The sequence below is a fragment of the Sulfurospirillum arsenophilum NBRC 109478 genome, from assembly GCF_000813345.1.
Taxonomy (GTDB): domain Bacteria; phylum Campylobacterota; class Campylobacteria; order Campylobacterales; family Sulfurospirillaceae; genus Sulfurospirillum; species Sulfurospirillum arsenophilum.
The window spans coordinates 11884-26334 of the sequence record NZ_BBQF01000002.1; the positions used below are offsets into that span (position 1 = coordinate 11884).

The 14451-nt window shown below is 39.8% G+C and carries 17 protein-coding genes; 8 read left to right on the forward strand and 9 right to left on the reverse strand.

All coding sequences use genetic code 11. The features are described 5' to 3' along the window. The first annotated feature begins 6 nt into the window (after positions 1 to 6). A complete protein-coding gene (locus SAR02S_RS04440; protein ID WP_041957389.1) occupies positions 7 to 1035 on the forward strand; it encodes a virulence RhuM family protein in 1029 nt (342 codons plus the stop codon). Between the two features lie 51 nt (positions 1036 to 1086). On the opposite strand, the gene SAR02S_RS04445 is transcribed toward SAR02S_RS04440, so the two are convergent. Genes SAR02S_RS04445 through SAR02S_RS04465 form a run of 5 tightly spaced genes read right to left on the reverse strand, consistent with a single transcriptional unit; the run spans position 1087 to position 6473 of the window. After that, positions 1087 to 2385, reverse strand: coding sequence for a phenylacetate--CoA ligase family protein (locus SAR02S_RS04445; protein ID WP_041957391.1), 1299 nt, complete (start codon positions 2383 to 2385; stop codon positions 1087 to 1089). Positions 2386 to 2394: 9 nt separating this feature from the next. Then, entirely contained in the window at positions 2395 to 2829 is a 435-nt protein-coding gene (locus SAR02S_RS04450; protein WP_041957393.1) for an ACT domain-containing protein, read from the reverse strand. Continuing rightward, positions 2829 to 4127, reverse strand: a complete 1299-nt coding sequence (locus SAR02S_RS04455; protein WP_156961444.1) for a phenylacetate--CoA ligase family protein — start codon at positions 4125 to 4127, stop codon at positions 2829 to 2831. The genes SAR02S_RS04450 and SAR02S_RS04455 overlap by 1 nt, the downstream gene beginning before the upstream one ends. After that, entirely contained in the window at positions 4124 to 4660 is a 537-nt protein-coding gene (locus SAR02S_RS04460; RefSeq protein WP_041957395.1) for a 2-oxoacid:acceptor oxidoreductase family protein, read from the reverse strand. Before SAR02S_RS04460 ends, SAR02S_RS04455 begins: the two co-directional genes overlap by 4 nt. Before the next feature lies 1 nt (position 4661). Beyond that, positions 4662 to 6473, reverse strand: a complete 1812-nt coding sequence (locus SAR02S_RS04465) for a thiamine pyrophosphate-dependent enzyme (protein WP_041957396.1) — start codon at positions 6471 to 6473, stop codon at positions 4662 to 4664. Positions 6474 to 6691: 218 nt separating this feature from the next. Here SAR02S_RS04465 and SAR02S_RS13480 point away from each other — a divergent pair, with 218 nt between their 5' ends. Then, complete coding sequence (locus tag SAR02S_RS13480; RefSeq protein WP_198133081.1) at positions 6692 to 6859, forward strand: symporter small accessory protein; 168 nt, start codon at positions 6692 to 6694, stop codon at positions 6857 to 6859. Continuing rightward, a complete protein-coding gene (locus SAR02S_RS04470) occupies positions 6859 to 8499 on the forward strand; it encodes a sodium:solute symporter family protein (RefSeq protein ID WP_041957398.1) in 1641 nt (546 codons plus the stop codon). The genes SAR02S_RS13480 and SAR02S_RS04470 overlap by 1 nt, the downstream gene beginning before the upstream one ends. Positions 8500 to 8524: 25 nt before the next feature. Here SAR02S_RS04470 and SAR02S_RS04475 read toward each other — a convergent pair whose 3' ends face one another. The 4 genes from SAR02S_RS04475 to SAR02S_RS04490 are packed head-to-tail and all read right to left on the reverse strand — an operon-like array spanning position 8525 to position 11210. After that, complete coding sequence (locus SAR02S_RS04475; RefSeq protein ID WP_041957400.1) at positions 8525 to 8776, reverse strand: hypothetical protein; 252 nt, start codon at positions 8774 to 8776, stop codon at positions 8525 to 8527. Then, the gene (gene fliS / locus SAR02S_RS04480) at positions 8763 to 9140 is read right to left on the reverse strand and encodes a flagellar export chaperone FliS (protein WP_041957402.1); all 378 of its coding nucleotides are present in this window, start codon (positions 9138 to 9140) and stop codon (positions 8763 to 8765) included. The genes SAR02S_RS04475 and fliS overlap by 14 nt, the downstream gene beginning before the upstream one ends. 15 nt (positions 9141 to 9155) lie before the next feature. After that, complete coding sequence (gene fliD, locus SAR02S_RS04485; protein ID WP_041957404.1) at positions 9156 to 10844, reverse strand: flagellar filament capping protein FliD; 1689 nt, start codon at positions 10842 to 10844, stop codon at positions 9156 to 9158. 3 nt (positions 10845 to 10847) lie between these two features. Then, positions 10848 to 11210, reverse strand: coding sequence for a flagellar protein FlaG (locus SAR02S_RS04490; protein ID WP_041957406.1), 363 nt, complete (start codon positions 11208 to 11210; stop codon positions 10848 to 10850). Positions 11211 to 11406: 196 nt separating this feature from the next. Here SAR02S_RS04490 and SAR02S_RS04495 point away from each other — a divergent pair, with 196 nt between their 5' ends. From SAR02S_RS04495 to SAR02S_RS04515, 5 genes are read left to right on the forward strand one after another with little or no spacing between them, the layout of a single operon-like run. Continuing rightward, positions 11407 to 11769, forward strand: coding sequence for a hypothetical protein (locus SAR02S_RS04495; RefSeq protein ID WP_041957409.1), 363 nt, complete (start codon positions 11407 to 11409; stop codon positions 11767 to 11769). Then, the gene (gene rsmD / locus SAR02S_RS04500) at positions 11759 to 12334 is read left to right on the forward strand and encodes a 16S rRNA (guanine(966)-N(2))-methyltransferase RsmD (protein WP_041957410.1); all 576 of its coding nucleotides are present in this window, start codon (positions 11759 to 11761) and stop codon (positions 12332 to 12334) included. The genes SAR02S_RS04495 and rsmD overlap by 11 nt, the downstream gene beginning before the upstream one ends. Before the next feature lies 1 nt (position 12335). Continuing rightward, positions 12336 to 13055, forward strand: coding sequence for a DUF1003 domain-containing protein (locus tag SAR02S_RS04505; RefSeq protein ID WP_041957411.1), 720 nt, complete (start codon positions 12336 to 12338; stop codon positions 13053 to 13055). Positions 13056 to 13096: 41 nt separating this feature from the next. Further along, positions 13097 to 14149: a flagellar basal body P-ring protein FlgI gene (locus SAR02S_RS04510; protein ID WP_198133082.1), complete on the forward strand. Its 1053-nt coding sequence runs from the start codon at positions 13097 to 13099 to the stop codon at positions 14147 to 14149. Continuing rightward, a complete protein-coding gene (locus tag SAR02S_RS04515) occupies positions 14149 to 14451 on the forward strand; it encodes a rod-binding protein (RefSeq protein ID WP_041957413.1) in 303 nt (100 codons plus the stop codon). Before SAR02S_RS04510 ends, SAR02S_RS04515 begins: the two co-directional genes overlap by 1 nt.

Sequence of the window (14451 nt, forward strand, 5' to 3'; positions counted from 1 at the left end):
TATAATATGACAAACAATCCAACAACATCAAACATTCTTATCTATCAAAGTGAAGATGGTAAAACGAGAATAGAAACGAGGCTTGAAAATGAGACAGTTTGGCTCAATATTGAGCAAATGGCGGAGCTATTTCAAAGAGATAGAACGGTCATATCCAAACATATAAAAAATATTTTTCAAGAGGGAGAACTTGATGAAACTGTGGTATGTGCACAATGTGCACATACCACTAAACACGGTGCGATAGAAAACAAAACACAGATTTCTTACACAAAATATTTCAATCTAGATGTCATCATTTCTGTTGGCTATCGTGTGAAGTCGTTGCAAGGTACAAAGTTTCGCCAATGGGCAACGGCAAGGCTCAAAGAGTACATAGTCAAAGGCTTTACGATGAACGATGAGCTACTGAAACTTGCAGGTGGCGGTAATTATTTTGAAGAGCTTTTAGCGCGCATCCGCGATATACGAAGTAGTGAGAAGATTTTTTGGCGTAAAGTGCTTGATATTTATTCTACGAGCATAGATTATGACTCAAGAGCGGAGCAAAGTATTCTCTTTTTTCAAACAGTGCAAAATAAAATGCACTGGGCAATTCACGGCAACACAGCGGCTGAACTTGTCTATGAAAGGGCAGATAGTGCCAAGCCACATATGGGGCTTACCAATTTCAAAGGCACACATCCCACAAGGCAAGAGATCGGTGTTGCCAAAAATTATCTGAGTGAAGATGAACTCAACCTTTTAAATCGTATGGTAACGGCTTACATCGAACTGGCAGAAATCCAAGCGATGAGTAAAACACCTATGTATATGAGCGATTGGATAGCAAGATTAGATGATTTTTTGAAAATGACAGGCAAAGATATACTAGAACATGCAGGAAAAATTAGCCACGACAAAGCTATCCAAAAAGCATACAATGAATATGAAAAATACAAAGAAAAAACAAAAAATGAACTTTCACGTGTCGAGCAAGATTTTATAGAGTATATTGATACAACGGCGAAGATGCTTAAAAAAGCCAAGTCATAATGCACTAAAAGCATTTTACATGTAAGGCTTTAAAACCTTACATGTAAGAAATTATTTGGGTCGCTTATCCAAAACTCTCACCGCTTTTCCCTCACTTCTTTGCAAAGATTTGGGTGCTACGAGTTTGACTTCGACGTTGATGTAGAGATTGTTCAAAAGGGCGTGTTGGAGCTCCTTTTTGAGGTTTCCTAGGTAGCTGACATCATCGCTGATTAAGTGCTCATCAAGTTCCACGTCGATTTCGAGTTTATCGAGGTAGCCTTTTTTATCGGCGATGATTTGGTAGTTGAGGGTGATGCCTTCTTGCGTGGAGAGTACATGCTCGATTTGCGATGGGAAGACGTTGACACCGTTGATGAGGAGCATATCGTCACTTCTGCCGACGATGCTCTCGATTCTGCCGATGGTTCTGCCACAACGACACGGAATGCGCGTCAGTGAGGTAATGTCACCCGTTCGGTAGCGAATGATCGGCAAACCTTGTTTGGTAAGGGTTGTGATGACAAGTTCGCCTCTTTGACCCTCTGGCAAGACTTCGCCCGTTTCAGGGTTGATGATCTCAGGGTAGAAATGGTCTTCGTGAATGTGCAGTAAGTTTGAGTGTTTGCAGTTGCACGCCACACCCGGTCCGATGATCTCAGAGAGTCCGTAAATCTCGTGGTAGTCGATGCCCCAAATGTGGGCTATCTCATTTTTAAGCCCTTCGCTCGTAGGCTCTGCTCCGAAAAATCCAACGCGTAGTTTAAAGTCTTTTGCGATGTCGTAGCCCTCAGCCTTTGCAACTTCTGCCATGTGTAAGGCAAACGAAGGTGTTGCTGTCAGTACGGTTGCGCCGAAATCTTTTAGAAGCAAAAGTTGGCGAGAGGTAAAACCTGTTGAGCTTGGGATGACGGCGATTTTCATGCGTTCTGCGGCGTTATGAAAGCCTAGACCGCCTGTGAAAAGTCCATATCCGTGGGAGTTTTGCATGATGTCTTGGCATGTCACACCGCCCATCGTAAAAGCACGCCCCATCACTTCCGCCCAGATGTCCATATCGTGCTCAGTATAGCCCACAACGGTAGGTTTGCCTGTCGTGCCACTTGAGCTGTGGATGCGTACAATTTGATCCATATCGACCGAGAACATGCCAAAAGGGTAGTTGTCACGAAGGTCTTTTTTCTTCGTAAAGGGGAGTTTAGCAAGGTCTTCCAAAGATTTGACGTCTTGCGGTAAAACACCGTGTTCATCGAACTTATTTTTGTAAAAAGGAACGAGATGATAGACCCTAAGCAGTGTCTCTTTAAGATGTTTTAACTGTAACGCTTGAAGCTCATCTTTGCAAAGGCTTTCGTTTTTACTAAATGTCATAGAAACCCTTTACATGTAAAAGTGTTTGGCTTGAACGATCTCAATATTTTTAGCTTGCAATGCTTTGATAGCATCATCAAAGCGATCTTTATCGACGCTGAAAATGAAAATACCCGTACTTGCCTCATAAAAGCTGTACGTGTAAAGAATGTTAATGCCAGCTTCGGAGAGGGCACTCACGGCTTTATCAAAGCTTCCCACAACATCTTCGATCTTGACACCAAAAACATCGGTAAAACGCACGCTAAAGCCTTCATCTTCGAGCACGGTTTTGGCTTTTTCAGGATTGTCCACGATGGTGCGAACCAAACCAAAGTCGGTCGAATCTGCGAGTAAAATGGACTTGATAGAGATGCCATTTTTGGAGAGAATGTGAGTAAGAACGGAAAGCTCACCCGCCTTATTTTCTAAAAAAATCGTTAGTTGTTTAATGTTGCATTTCATTATAGACTCCTTTTATCGATGACGCGGACGGCTTTGCCGACACTGCGCTCTATGGTTCGTGGCTCAACAAGTTTGATCTCTGCGTTAATGTAGAGGTTGTTGAGCAGTTCATGTTGGATTTTCTTTTTCAAGGCTTCGAGTTGTCCGATGCTATCAAGAGGCATATCTTCAGTGACTTCCACCATAATTTCAAGCTTATCGAGGTAGCCTTTTTTATCAGCGATGATTTGGTAGTTCAGTGTAATGCCTTCGATGTTGGAGAGCACATGTTCTACTTGTGAAGGGAAGACATTGACACCATTGACGATGAGCATGTCATCGACACGCCCCATAACGCTTTTCATGCGTACATGCGTTCTGCCACACTTGCACGGAGTTTGGTCAAGCGAGGTGATGTCACCTGTTCGGTAGCGAATGATCGGAAACGCTTGCTTGGTAAGACTGGTGATGACCAACTCACCTTTTTCGCCATACGGCAACACTTCAAGCGTTTTAGGGTCGATGATCTCAGGGTAGAAATGATCTTCAAAAACGTGCAGGTCTTTGCTCTCAAAACAGTTAGAAGAAACGCCCGGTCCGATGATCTCAGAAAGACCGTAAATCTCGCAGTAGTGAATGCCCCATACACGGGCTACTTCTTCTTTGAGTCCAAGACTTGTGGGTTCTGCTCCAAAGATGCCGCATTTGAGTTTGAAATCTTTTTGGATGTCATAACCTTCAGCAAGCGCCGCTTCTGCCATGTGGAGCGCAAAAGAGGGCGTAGAAGTCAAAACGGTTGCTTCAAAGTCTTTCATAAGCATCAGCTGACGTGACGTAAAACCACCACTGCTTGGAACAACCGTAGCTCCCACGGTTTCAGCGCCATAATGAAGCCCTAAGCCACCCGTGAAAAGCCCATATCCATAAGCATTATGCGATGTATCTTCGCTTGTGACTCCTGCCATTGTAAAGACACGAGCCATCACTTCGTTCCATGTGTCAAGATCGGCTTTGGTGTAGCCAACAACCGTTGGTTTTCCTGTTGTGCCACTAGAGCTATGAATACGCACCACGGCATCTTTTTTAACTGCGAAAAGCCCGAAAGGGTAGTTGTCGCGCAAATCTTGTTTTTTGGTAAAGGGAAGTTTTGCGATGTCGTCAATAGCGGTAATATCCGAAGGCGTAATGCCAAGTTCTGCAAACTTTTTTTGGTAAAAAGGCACATGCGCATAGACGCGTGCTACAGTGTCTTGAAGCCTTTGGCTTTGAAGTTCAGTGAGTTTATGGCGTGGAAGCGTCTCTTCTTTCGACCAGATCATTTCTTATCCTTTGCATCGTTAATGCCTTGATGAAGTACTACGATATTTTTCTCCGCTACTTTCGCGTTCATTTGCGTAATGGCTTCTTCGATCTCTTTACAAGAAAATGGAAAATGAGGATCGAGTGCAAGTGTTACACCTAACATATAAACATTTAAAGCGTCTATTGGAAACTCATTGGCTTTTGCTTTTTTAAACGCATCAACGCTATGGGTTTCAAAGCTGACTTTTGGGAAGTTTTTAGGCGCATTCATCACAATGACACCTTTGTCTTTGTTCAAATATTGGATGTTGCGAAGTGCTTCATTGCCCTCAAGTGCGATGAGAAGATCGGCTTGTCCTTCATCAATAGCTGGGGCGTAAAAGTCACCGATTTTAACGTAGCACGAAACAGAACCTCCGCGTTGGCTCATACCGTGATTTTCCGTTCCTAAACATTTTTGATGCGCAAGTGCAGAGGCGATACTCAGAACTTTGACCAAAAAGACAGCACCTTGTCCGCCGATGCCTGCGATAACAATTTGATACTTCATCTTACTTCTCCTCTTTTTTGACAAACGCATCGGTGGGGCAGATCACATCAAGGCATGAACCACAACCCGCACACAAGAATGGGTCAATTTCCATTTTACCAGCATCGTTGTAGTGCATTGGAGGGCATTTGTAGTTAGTGATGCACGAATCACACGCGACACATTTATCCTCATCAACTTCTACAGTCACATTTCCAAGACGACCCATAGCATTTTCTCTATCCAGAACACAAAATTCACGTACTACCGCTACAACAGGAGCGGTTGCCGTCTTATACATCTCGTGAAGTGATTTCATAAAGTCAACAGTTTTGTTAATATCTTGTACATACACATACTCGTGGCAACTCACGCCACATCCCTCAACAATGCGTTTGATGTCAATTTGATGTGGATTAGTGCGTTCAGGTGTCGTTTGACGACCCGTCATGGCAGTCGTGGAGTTGTCTAAGATGACAAGAATAAATTTATGGTTTTGATACACAGCATTAATGAGTGGCGCAACACCCGAGTGCATAAACGTACTATCTCCAATGGTTGCAATAACAGTTTTATCAGGATCAGAGATGCTAAAACCACTCGCCATGGAAATGCTCGCCCCCATACACAAAATCGTATCGATCGCCGCTTGATTGAGTCCTAGTGTGTAGCAACCAATGTCGGATGTGTAGATAGACTTTTTCTTTTTAAAGACTTTGGTAATGGCATAGTGAACATCACGGTGAGGACAGCCTGGGCACATATTGGGTGGGCGTTTGGGAAGTTCTTCGGTGTATTTTTCACTTTTATACGCATGACTTGGCGCTATAACACCCGCATTTGCAAAAGCGGAAAGTACTTTGTCTTTGGAAAATTCATCAATAACATGAACATGCTTGGTCAGTTTTCCATACAGTTTTGGCGAGCTTAACTGCTCTTCAATACAGGGAAAGCTCTCTTCAAAAACAATGACTTTGTTGTAATGGACAAAGAGTTCTTCGAGCTTTTCTTTGGGAAGCGGGTAGGGCATATCGAGTTTGAGCACATCGGCATGAATGTCAAGTTCACTAATGGCTTCACGGACATAACCATCACCCGTTCCACTGGTAAGGCAGAGAACATTTTCACCTTTAAGTGCATGGGTTTTAGGCTTAATGAGATGATCCCAGTTCCATGCTTTGATGGCTTCCAAACGATCGATCTGTTCCAAACCTTGTCTAAATCTTCCAGCAGGTGGTACAGCGCCCCAACGTGGAATGTTACGCTCAAAATTGCCTTGATTTGCCTTTACATGTAAACTATCATCGACTTCACAAATCTCTCTGGCATGGCTGACACGCATGACAGGGCGAAGCATGACAATCGATTCAAATTGATGGGAAAGTTCAACTCCAAGTTTAACCATGTCATAGGCTTCTTGTGGCGTGGAAGGGTCAAGCACAGGAATGCGCGCAAATTTGGCAAAACTTCGGCTATCTTGCTCGGTTTGAGAGGAGTAAAAACCAGGATCATCGCACGAGATGAGTAGCATGGCACCCTTAAGTCCGATGTAAGAAGCACTCATTAAAGGGTCACTCGCCACGTTGAGTCCGACTTGCTTCATGGTTGCACAGGTGCGTTTACCAGAGATGGCTCCCGCATAAGCTACTTCAAAACCTACTTTTTCATTGGTCGCCCACTGTGCGTATGCTTCTAGTTTAAATTTATCTCTAAATTTTTGAAAATTTCCCAAAATTTCACTTGAAGGCGTTCCTGGGTAACCTGAAACCATATCAACCCCTGCGTGAATCAAACCAAGGGCGATGGCGTCATTTCCCATCAAAATCTGTTTCATAATCGTTGTGCTCCGTTGCTGATAGATAGTAATGGTTTAAAGAGTATTGAAACTTACTTTATAAAATACTTATCTAAGTATATGTGTCAAAAGTGTAACGCTTAAAGTGAGCAATTTTGAAACTTATAGTTTTTTTACAAATGTTTTAAGATAAAAATAAAGTTTCATTAAAGGATTTTATATTACTTTTAAGGAACTTTTAAAAGGAAGGGATTGTGATGGGAACATTTGATTTGGGCGTTGGATCGGCATTTTGGTTAATGAATGCAAGTGCTCTTTTGTGCGTTATTTACGGTGTAATAAACTGGAATAAGGACAAAGAGGAGAAGGTGCTAAACACGAAATCTTGGGATAAAGATGAAGCTCGAATCAATGAGGATCTATGATGAGTATACTTGAAAATATCATCATCATTATTTACCTAGCCGTATTGGGTTATCTTGGCTTTGTGGGCTATAAACAGACAAAAAGTTCAGCAGATTACCTCATAGCAGGTGGCGATACGCATCCATTTGTTATGGCATTAAGCTATGGTGCTACTTTTATCTCCACAGCAGCGATCGTAGGTTTTGGTGGTGTGGCTGCATGGCTAGGAAATTCGCTTCTTTGGCTTACCTTTTGTAACATCTTCATTGGTGTCTTTATTGCATTTGTCTTCTTGGGCAATCCTACCCGTAAAATGGGCATTCGCCTTAATGCACACACCTTTCCTGAATTACTAGGACGACGTTTTAACTCTAAGTTTATTCAGATGTTTGGTGGTGTTTTGATTACAATTTTTATGCCTTTGTACACTTCGGCTGTTCTAATTGGTGGAACAGAGTTCTTGGTGGCTTACTTTAAAGTAGATTATCATCTAGCCCTTTTAGTCATGTCCGTTATCGTGACAGGTTATGTTTTAGCGGGTGGCCTTAAAGGGGTAATGCTCACCGATGCCTTGCAAGGTGTCATCATGTTTGTAGCAATGCTTATGCTTTTGTTTATGGTTTTTGATGCTGTAGGTGGTATTGATATAGGTTTTACTAAACTTGAAACCGTCTGGAATGAAACGGTAGCATCGCTTGGTAGTGTCAACATCAAAGATCTTAACGCAGGTAGCCCTGATTTTATGATGAAACTCTCTATGAATTGGGGTTTTCAAGGATGGAATAAGATGCCTGTTTTCCTCTCTGAAGGATGGCTTTTTGTTATTACGACGATTACTATGGGCGTAGGTGTCGGCGTTTTAGCACAACCTCAGTTGGTTGTTCGTTTTATGACCGTTAAAAGTAAAAATGAACTCAATCGTGCGGTTTTAATTGGGGGTGTTTTTATCATTGCGATGACGGGCATCATCTTTATTGTAGGGGCACTTACCAACGTTTGGTACTATGAGTTTAATGAAGGTAAAAATGCACTTCAAAGTGCTGGTGGCATTGGTAAAGTCATTCCTCATTTCATTAATGCAGCGATGCCAAAATGGTTTGCATTTATCTTTTTATTTGCGCTTATTTCTGCGGCTATGAGTACACTCTCAAGCCAATTTCATGCGATGGGAACAGCCATAGGTCGTGATGTTTATGAGCAGATTGCAGGAAAACATAACCCTAATTCACTGCTTATTACACGTGTGGGTATTGTGGTGATGATCGTTATTTCTGTAACCTTAGCCTATATTTTTGATGATCAACCAGCGATTATTGCACGAAGCACTGCTATCTTTTTTGCTCTGTGTGCGAGCATCTTTTTGCCGACCTATTTTGGTGGACTTTTTTGGAAACGTATGACTAAAAAAGGAGCTATTGCCTCAATGATTGTGGGTACAATTGTTACCACTTTTTGGCTTTTGTTTGTTCACTTTCAAGAGGCAAAAGAGTTGGGTCTTTGTAAAATGCTTTTTGGCGTCAATACGCTTTTAATGGGGAAAATAACTTTTGTAGACGCCATGATTGTTGCTTTACCACTCTCTGCACTAACAGCAGTTGTTGTTTCGTTAATGACAAAGCCAGAGAGTTCTTCGTTAATTAAAAAGTGTTTTGAAGATTAAGAATTAAGAAGAGGAGGGTAAGGTTTTACCCTCTGTATTCTTGTAAGTATGAGTCGGGGGATGTATCAATAAATTTACGTGTTTTTTTAAGTTTTTGCATAGCTTCAAATGTATTTGCTTTCTCTCTTTCCATAATCACCAAAGCTTCTTGAATCAATGCACATGCTGTTTGTGCTTCTTCAAGGGTTTCAAAATGAGGCATAGTATCTATAAGCTCACCAATATTTGTGTAATTCTCTTCTACGATAGCAATCGTAAAATTTTTAATCCACGACATACTCAGTCTCTTCTTTCCAAGCTTGTAATAATTCTCTAGCAACATTAATGACTTCATCCAGTTTGGTTGTATCATTGTACATATTGGCTTCTGCAAGAAGTTTCACTTGGTGAATGTAAAGACCACTAAGATAATGCGCTATTTGACCCCCATCGTAATTGAGTGAGTTAATAAGCTCTGTGTAGATAGCTGATGTACGATTGATCCAATACGTTCGTTTCTCAATATTTCCATCTTCAATGGCTTTTTTTGCTTGTGATGCAAAGCGTAAGACACCTTCGTATAGCATTCTAATCAACTTTTCAGAAGATTCAATAGAGGCGTTGTTTTGTGAGTAAGTTGAGTATGCTAAATTGGTATACATAATGGTTTCCTTGAATTAGTTGCTGGTGCTATAAGATTGTTTGATCATACTAGAGAGTGAACTAAACTGATTGGTTAGTTTACTAATAATACTATCATAGGCGGCAAATTTTGTTGCCATAGCTTCATATTTTGTATCTAGTCGTGTAACAGCGGTTGCTCTTGTTTTTGTTAATGTGGTTTTTTCTGTCGCCAAACTTTTGTTATATTGTGTTAGGGTTCCATCCGTAGTATTCACATAACCTGTGAGCATCGAATTAAACTTTGTAAAAAGGCCCTCTTTCGTGGTTGGCGAAGAGTAAATATTGGCTGTTTGCAATCCTAGAGAAGAGAGTGCCGTGCTATCACCTGTAATGACAATATCCGCACCTTTAGCACCGTTTATAACGATATTATTATTGGTTCCAAGGCTTGCTTCAATACCTGTGATGCCAGCATTATTAATGGCTGTTTTAATAGCAGCTAAATTATCGTCTATGGTTGCGGTTGAAAGTGTTGTAAAGGTAATAGCCTTGCCATTAATCGAAAATGCGCTAGCACCAATACTCAACCCTCCAGCTGCAACGGAAGCTCCTTTATAGGATGTGGTGCTATAAGTTGTTGAACCTAAAAAATAGTCTTTAACATCTGCAGGATCAGCTGCTACTTTGGCATTGAATGTTGTTGCATTAAACTCAAGTTTACCCTCAGTATTCATGCTAACACCATAGTCACTAAGACCTCTGCCTTCACTATCAACACCTAAAACTTGCTTACGAATATCGGCACTTAATGTGTTGATTTGTGTAATGCCTTGGAATGTTCCTGCTGTTTTTGCTGTTGTATCAAAGGCCGTTGCTGTTTTTAATTTTGTCATCAAATCATTGTATGACGTTACAAGTGATTTCAGATTGGTACTAATATTGCTCCAATCTTGTGTAATTGAAACAGTTGTATTGGTTGACGCATCTGTTTGTTCTTTGTTTAATACAATACTTGTACCCACAACAAGATCATCAATGGTATTTGATGAGCGTGATACGGTAACACCATTGTAAATAAGAGAAGCATCTCTCGCAGTTTTGAGATGATTGGCGCTTTGATCTAATCCTAAATCGGTCAGAGCAGTTCCTGTTGCTGATAATGTAATGGCATTATCAGCCCCTGTCGAATTTGATTTGATAACAAGTTTATACGGATTGGTTCCACCAACATTAAGGATAGAAGCAGTGACCTTACCACCAGCTTTTTCATTGATCATGCTTTGAAGCTCAGTCAGTGTTGTAGCCGATGTTACATTAATAGCATATGTGTTGGTTCCAATTGCAAGAGTAAGCGTGTCACTCGCAGATGTAAATGTACTTGTTTTACTCGCAAAACTGGTTGATTGATAAATATCTTGCTGTGCAAGTTTGTCAACATGCAGTGTAAAATTGTCTACCGTTGTACCTGCTTTTGTTGTTACCGATACGGCATCATTTGAAACAGTGGTAGTTCTTTGAAGGTAGTTGTTCTCTGTTGATAATGCAGATGTTGATGACTTCAAGGTGTTCGCCAATGACGTAAGTGTCGCTAAATCTGTCGTTTTGGTCGTGTTTGTGGTTATCTTTGCATCAATAGGATTAAGTATAGCTTTCTCATCGACTGCTCTTAATTTATCAATTGTATCGTATGAAAGTGCACCATCACTACCAAGACCTAATGAGCTTAAGCTTGAAGTTGCCATCGTCTATCCTTTTTTATCAAAAATTATTCCTACGATCTCTTTCATTTTGGCAGAAAGGCTCATCGCTTCTTCTGTAGGAAATTTGCGAATGACTTTGCCTGTACTTTTTTCTATAACGTTAATAAACATTTGATTTATTTTATCGTTATATCCAAACGTAATATTGGTATTAAGTAAGTCCATCTGTTTATTAAGCTCACTAACCGTTTCACTTAATGCTTTTGGATCTTCTTGTTCCTTATTATTTTGCTGATTCACTTTGGATGTATCAGCCGTTTGTTCGACTTGCCTCATTGGAGCTGAATTTTCTACCTTAGGAGCAGTTGCAGCTTCAACTTGTTTACTTGTTGCGCTAAAGATGTCCATAATTGTCCTCCTTGTCGTTTTGTAATTTTCCTACTAGCTAGATCGACACATCTTTTTTTTTGTTTAATTGCTTATAGCGATATGCTTCATAATAAACACATCGTTTTCATAAATATATTATACTTTAATAGACTATACAAGAAGTCTATTAAGATTTAGTGTGTTACTATTTCAGGTATATAAAAAGAGGAATATCATGAAAGTAGCTTTAGTTTGCCAATCATTGCTGTTAAGTCGCGCACTGAAAAGTTTTTTAGGAGATATCGTTGTTCCTTATAAACAGTGTGATTTTGTGATCAGTGATAAAAAAATTGAACTTGACAAACCTATCTTTTATATCTCTTCCACGGAAGGCAATTTAATCATTCCTTTTTCGAAATCATCACTGTTCATAGAGCTTGATAAATTTTTTCAGCATCTGCTTATGTTACACGGTAATGTGGATGATATGATGCCTCAATCCAAAACAACCCATGCTCTTGAAGAAAAAATTACGGCTTTGACTGAAAAGTTTAGAACAGAGCTTATTCAAACGATTCGAGGCTATTATGGCAATTAAGCCTCTGATGGCAACGATTAGTGCTGGCAAATACAAAGGCAAGAAGATAATGCTTCCTTCTCTTGAAAGTACCAGAAGTACGAAAGGTATTCTCAAGGGCTCTTTGTTTGATACATTACAATATGATATTGTGGATGAAGTTTTCGTTGAAGTCTTTGGTGGTAGCGGTTCTATGGGGCTTGAAGCACTCAGCCGTGGAGCAAAGCATGCTTATTTTATTGAAAAAGACAAAGCCGCATTTGGAACGCTTAAAAGTAACTGTAAAGTAATTGATGAAGCACATACAACACCGCTTTATGGCGATAGTTTTATCATATTTCCAACACTCATTCCAACCTTTACATGTAAAGCCTATTTCTATTTTGATCCTCCTTTTTCGATTCGAGAGGGAATGGAAGAAATTTATGTAAAAGTGATTGATCTTATTGCTTCAATTCCCCCTGAAAAAGCTCATTTGATCGTCATTGAACATATGAGTACACTTGCACTTCCTGAGCGTATTGGTGCCTTTGGGTTACAAAAAACTAAAAAATTTGGAAATAGCTCTCTAAGCTATTACATGTAATATGGAAAACAGTACTTTTATAAGCGATATATCTCATAAAGCGTTTCCCCTCTCTGAACGTATTTCTGCTACCACCATTCGTCACTCTATCTTGAAATCTATTCAAGAAAAATATCCTGATTTTGGTGAGAACAGTTATGTAGCCAATAGCGAACTCAATGTTTTTCGTGAAAAATATATTACGGATTATTTGACAAAAGAGTTAGGACAGCTCTCCGATTTGGAACAACGTGTTCTAAGTTCGTTTCAAAACAATTCAACACTGAGTGATAAAGTCGAGAATGACGACAATACGGCATTGACCTTTGGTCAAAAAGTAGCGGATAAAGTCGCAACTTTTGGTGGTAGTTGGACCTTTATTATCTCTTTTTGTTCTTTTCTGCTCGTTTGGATTTTAATCAACATCTTTTGGTTTAAAAATCAAGGTTTTGATCCTTATCCTTACATCTTACTCAATTTAATATTGTCGTGTATCGCAGCATTACAAGCTCCTGTTATTATGATGAGTCAAAACAGGCAAGAAGAAAAAGATAGAATCCGCGCAAAAAATGACTATATGATCAATCTCAAATCAGAACTTGAAATTCGTATGCTTCACGAAAAAATTGACCATCTTATCATGCATCAACAAGAAGAATTGCTTGAAATTCAAAAAGTTCAAATCGATATGATGCAAGATATTTTACAACGCGTTAACCAAAAGGAATTATTGGAACATTAATTGCTTTAAATTGGCAAGAATGTCAAATTTAAAGGAAATTGATGAAGATCCTCACATTATCTTTAGTATTAATTTCAACGCTTAGTACACTGTATGCACAACGATTAGGTGATATTGCCAATGTTATAGGCGTACGTGATAACCAATTGATAGGATATGGTCTTGTTGTTGGTCTTAATGGAACAGGCGATGGCTCTTCTTCTCAATTTACATTACGTTCACTCTCAAACCTTTTGCAAACCGTAAACGTCAAAATTGATCCTGCTGATATTAAATCTAAAAACGTTGCAGCTGTTATGGTTACAGCAAAACTTCCAGCATTTGCAAGACAAGGTGATAAACTGGATGTTTCTGTATCCTCTATTGGCGATGCAAAATCATTGCAAGGTGGAAATCTCCTCCTTACCGCGCTTAAAGGTGTGGATGGAAAAATCTACTCTTTAGCACAAGGTTCACTGACTATCGGTGGCATGAATGGTAAAGAAAAAGGCCAACTTAATCACCCATTATCTGCAAATATCTTTTCAGGTGCTTTAGTCGAGCGTGAAATCGAAAATGACCTCCATGAACAAGAATTTGTTAATCTCTCTTTAAAAGAAGCCAATTTTAATACGGCCGTTTCTGTCCAAAATGTACTCAACTCGATGTTTGGTAAAAAAATTGCCGTTGCAACTGACTCTCGCACCATTCGATTGATGCGTCCAGAAAATCTTTCAACGGTTGAGTTTTTAGCAAAAACATTAGACGCTGATGTTAAATATGAAAAAGAATACAAAATCGTGATAGATGAACGAACAGGCACTATTGTTTCAGGTGTTAATATTAAAGTTGATCCAGTGGTTGTCACTCACGGCGACATTACCATCAAAATTGAAGCAAGCAATGCACCTCTTGATGATAAAAGCGTTGATATTGGTGGCGATGTTCAGATAGCCAGTACCGAAAATCGTATTAAGATCAAAGAAGAGAGTATGACGGTTGCAAATATTGCACGCGCACTTACCAAGCTGGGTGCAAAACCAAAAGACATTATCTCGATTTTAGAAAATATCAAACGTTCAGGTGCCATTACTGCACCATTGGAGATCATCTAATGCAAACAGCCGATAACAGTGTTGCTCTTTTAAATGCCAATTTCAATGGTTCCATGAGCAAACTAGACACCAAGAGCAAAAGTGATGCGTCACTAAAAGAGCAGACCGACAAATTTGAAGCCTATTTTGTGAAACAAATCCTTGATATTGCTATGAACAGTGAAGAAGAGAATGGCCTTTACCCAAAAGATGCAGGAGATAAAATCTATAAATCTATGTATAACGATACGATGAGTACAGCTTTAAGTGGAAATTTGGGTTTGAGTCAAATGTTATTTACTTATTTGAAAGAAGGGCGTTAA

What these genes read in the sequence shown, in the direction of transcription:
- SAR02S_RS04450 (WP_041957393.1), bottom strand. Translation starts at nt 2,829, where the DNA reads ATGAAATGCAACATTAAACAACTAACGATTTTTTTAGAAAATAAGGCG.
- SAR02S_RS04490 (WP_041957406.1), bottom strand. Translation starts at nt 11,210, where the DNA reads ATGGACATCTTTAGCGCAACAAGTAAACAAGTTGAAGCTGCAACTGCT.
- fliD (WP_041957404.1), bottom strand. Translation starts at nt 10,844, where the DNA reads ATGGCAACTTCAAGCTTAAGCTCATTAGGTCTTGGTAGTGATGGTGCA.
- SAR02S_RS04510 (WP_198133082.1), top strand. Translation starts at nt 13,097, where the DNA reads ATGAAGATCCTCACATTATCTTTAGTATTAATTTCAACGCTTAGTACA.
- SAR02S_RS04460 (WP_041957395.1), bottom strand. Translation starts at nt 4,660, where the DNA reads ATGAAGTATCAAATTGTTATCGCAGGCATCGGCGGACAAGGTGCTGTC.
- SAR02S_RS04470 (WP_041957398.1), top strand. Translation starts at nt 6,859, where the DNA reads ATGAGTATACTTGAAAATATCATCATCATTATTTACCTAGCCGTATTG.
- fliS (WP_041957402.1), bottom strand. Translation starts at nt 9,140, where the DNA reads ATGTATACCAATTTAGCATACTCAACTTACTCACAAAACAACGCCTCT.
- SAR02S_RS04445 (WP_041957391.1), bottom strand. Translation starts at nt 2,385, where the DNA reads ATGACATTTAGTAAAAACGAAAGCCTTTGCAAAGATGAGCTTCAAGCG.
- rsmD (WP_041957410.1), top strand. Translation starts at nt 11,759, where the DNA reads ATGGCAATTAAGCCTCTGATGGCAACGATTAGTGCTGGCAAATACAAA.
- SAR02S_RS04505 (WP_041957411.1), top strand. Translation starts at nt 12,336, where the DNA reads ATGGAAAACAGTACTTTTATAAGCGATATATCTCATAAAGCGTTTCCC.
- SAR02S_RS04455 (WP_156961444.1), bottom strand. Translation starts at nt 4,127, where the DNA reads ATGATCTGGTCGAAAGAAGAGACGCTTCCACGCCATAAACTCACTGAA.
- SAR02S_RS13480 (WP_198133081.1), top strand. Translation starts at nt 6,692, where the DNA reads ATGGGAACATTTGATTTGGGCGTTGGATCGGCATTTTGGTTAATGAAT.
- SAR02S_RS04475 (WP_041957400.1), bottom strand. Translation starts at nt 8,776, where the DNA reads ATGTCGTGGATTAAAAATTTTACGATTGCTATCGTAGAAGAGAATTAC.
- SAR02S_RS04465 (WP_041957396.1), bottom strand. Translation starts at nt 6,473, where the DNA reads ATGAAACAGATTTTGATGGGAAATGACGCCATCGCCCTTGGTTTGATT.
- SAR02S_RS04515 (WP_041957413.1), top strand. Translation starts at nt 14,149, where the DNA reads ATGCAAACAGCCGATAACAGTGTTGCTCTTTTAAATGCCAATTTCAAT.
- SAR02S_RS04495 (WP_041957409.1), top strand. Translation starts at nt 11,407, where the DNA reads ATGAAAGTAGCTTTAGTTTGCCAATCATTGCTGTTAAGTCGCGCACTG.
- SAR02S_RS04440 (WP_041957389.1), top strand. Translation starts at nt 7, where the DNA reads ATGACAAACAATCCAACAACATCAAACATTCTTATCTATCAAAGTGAA.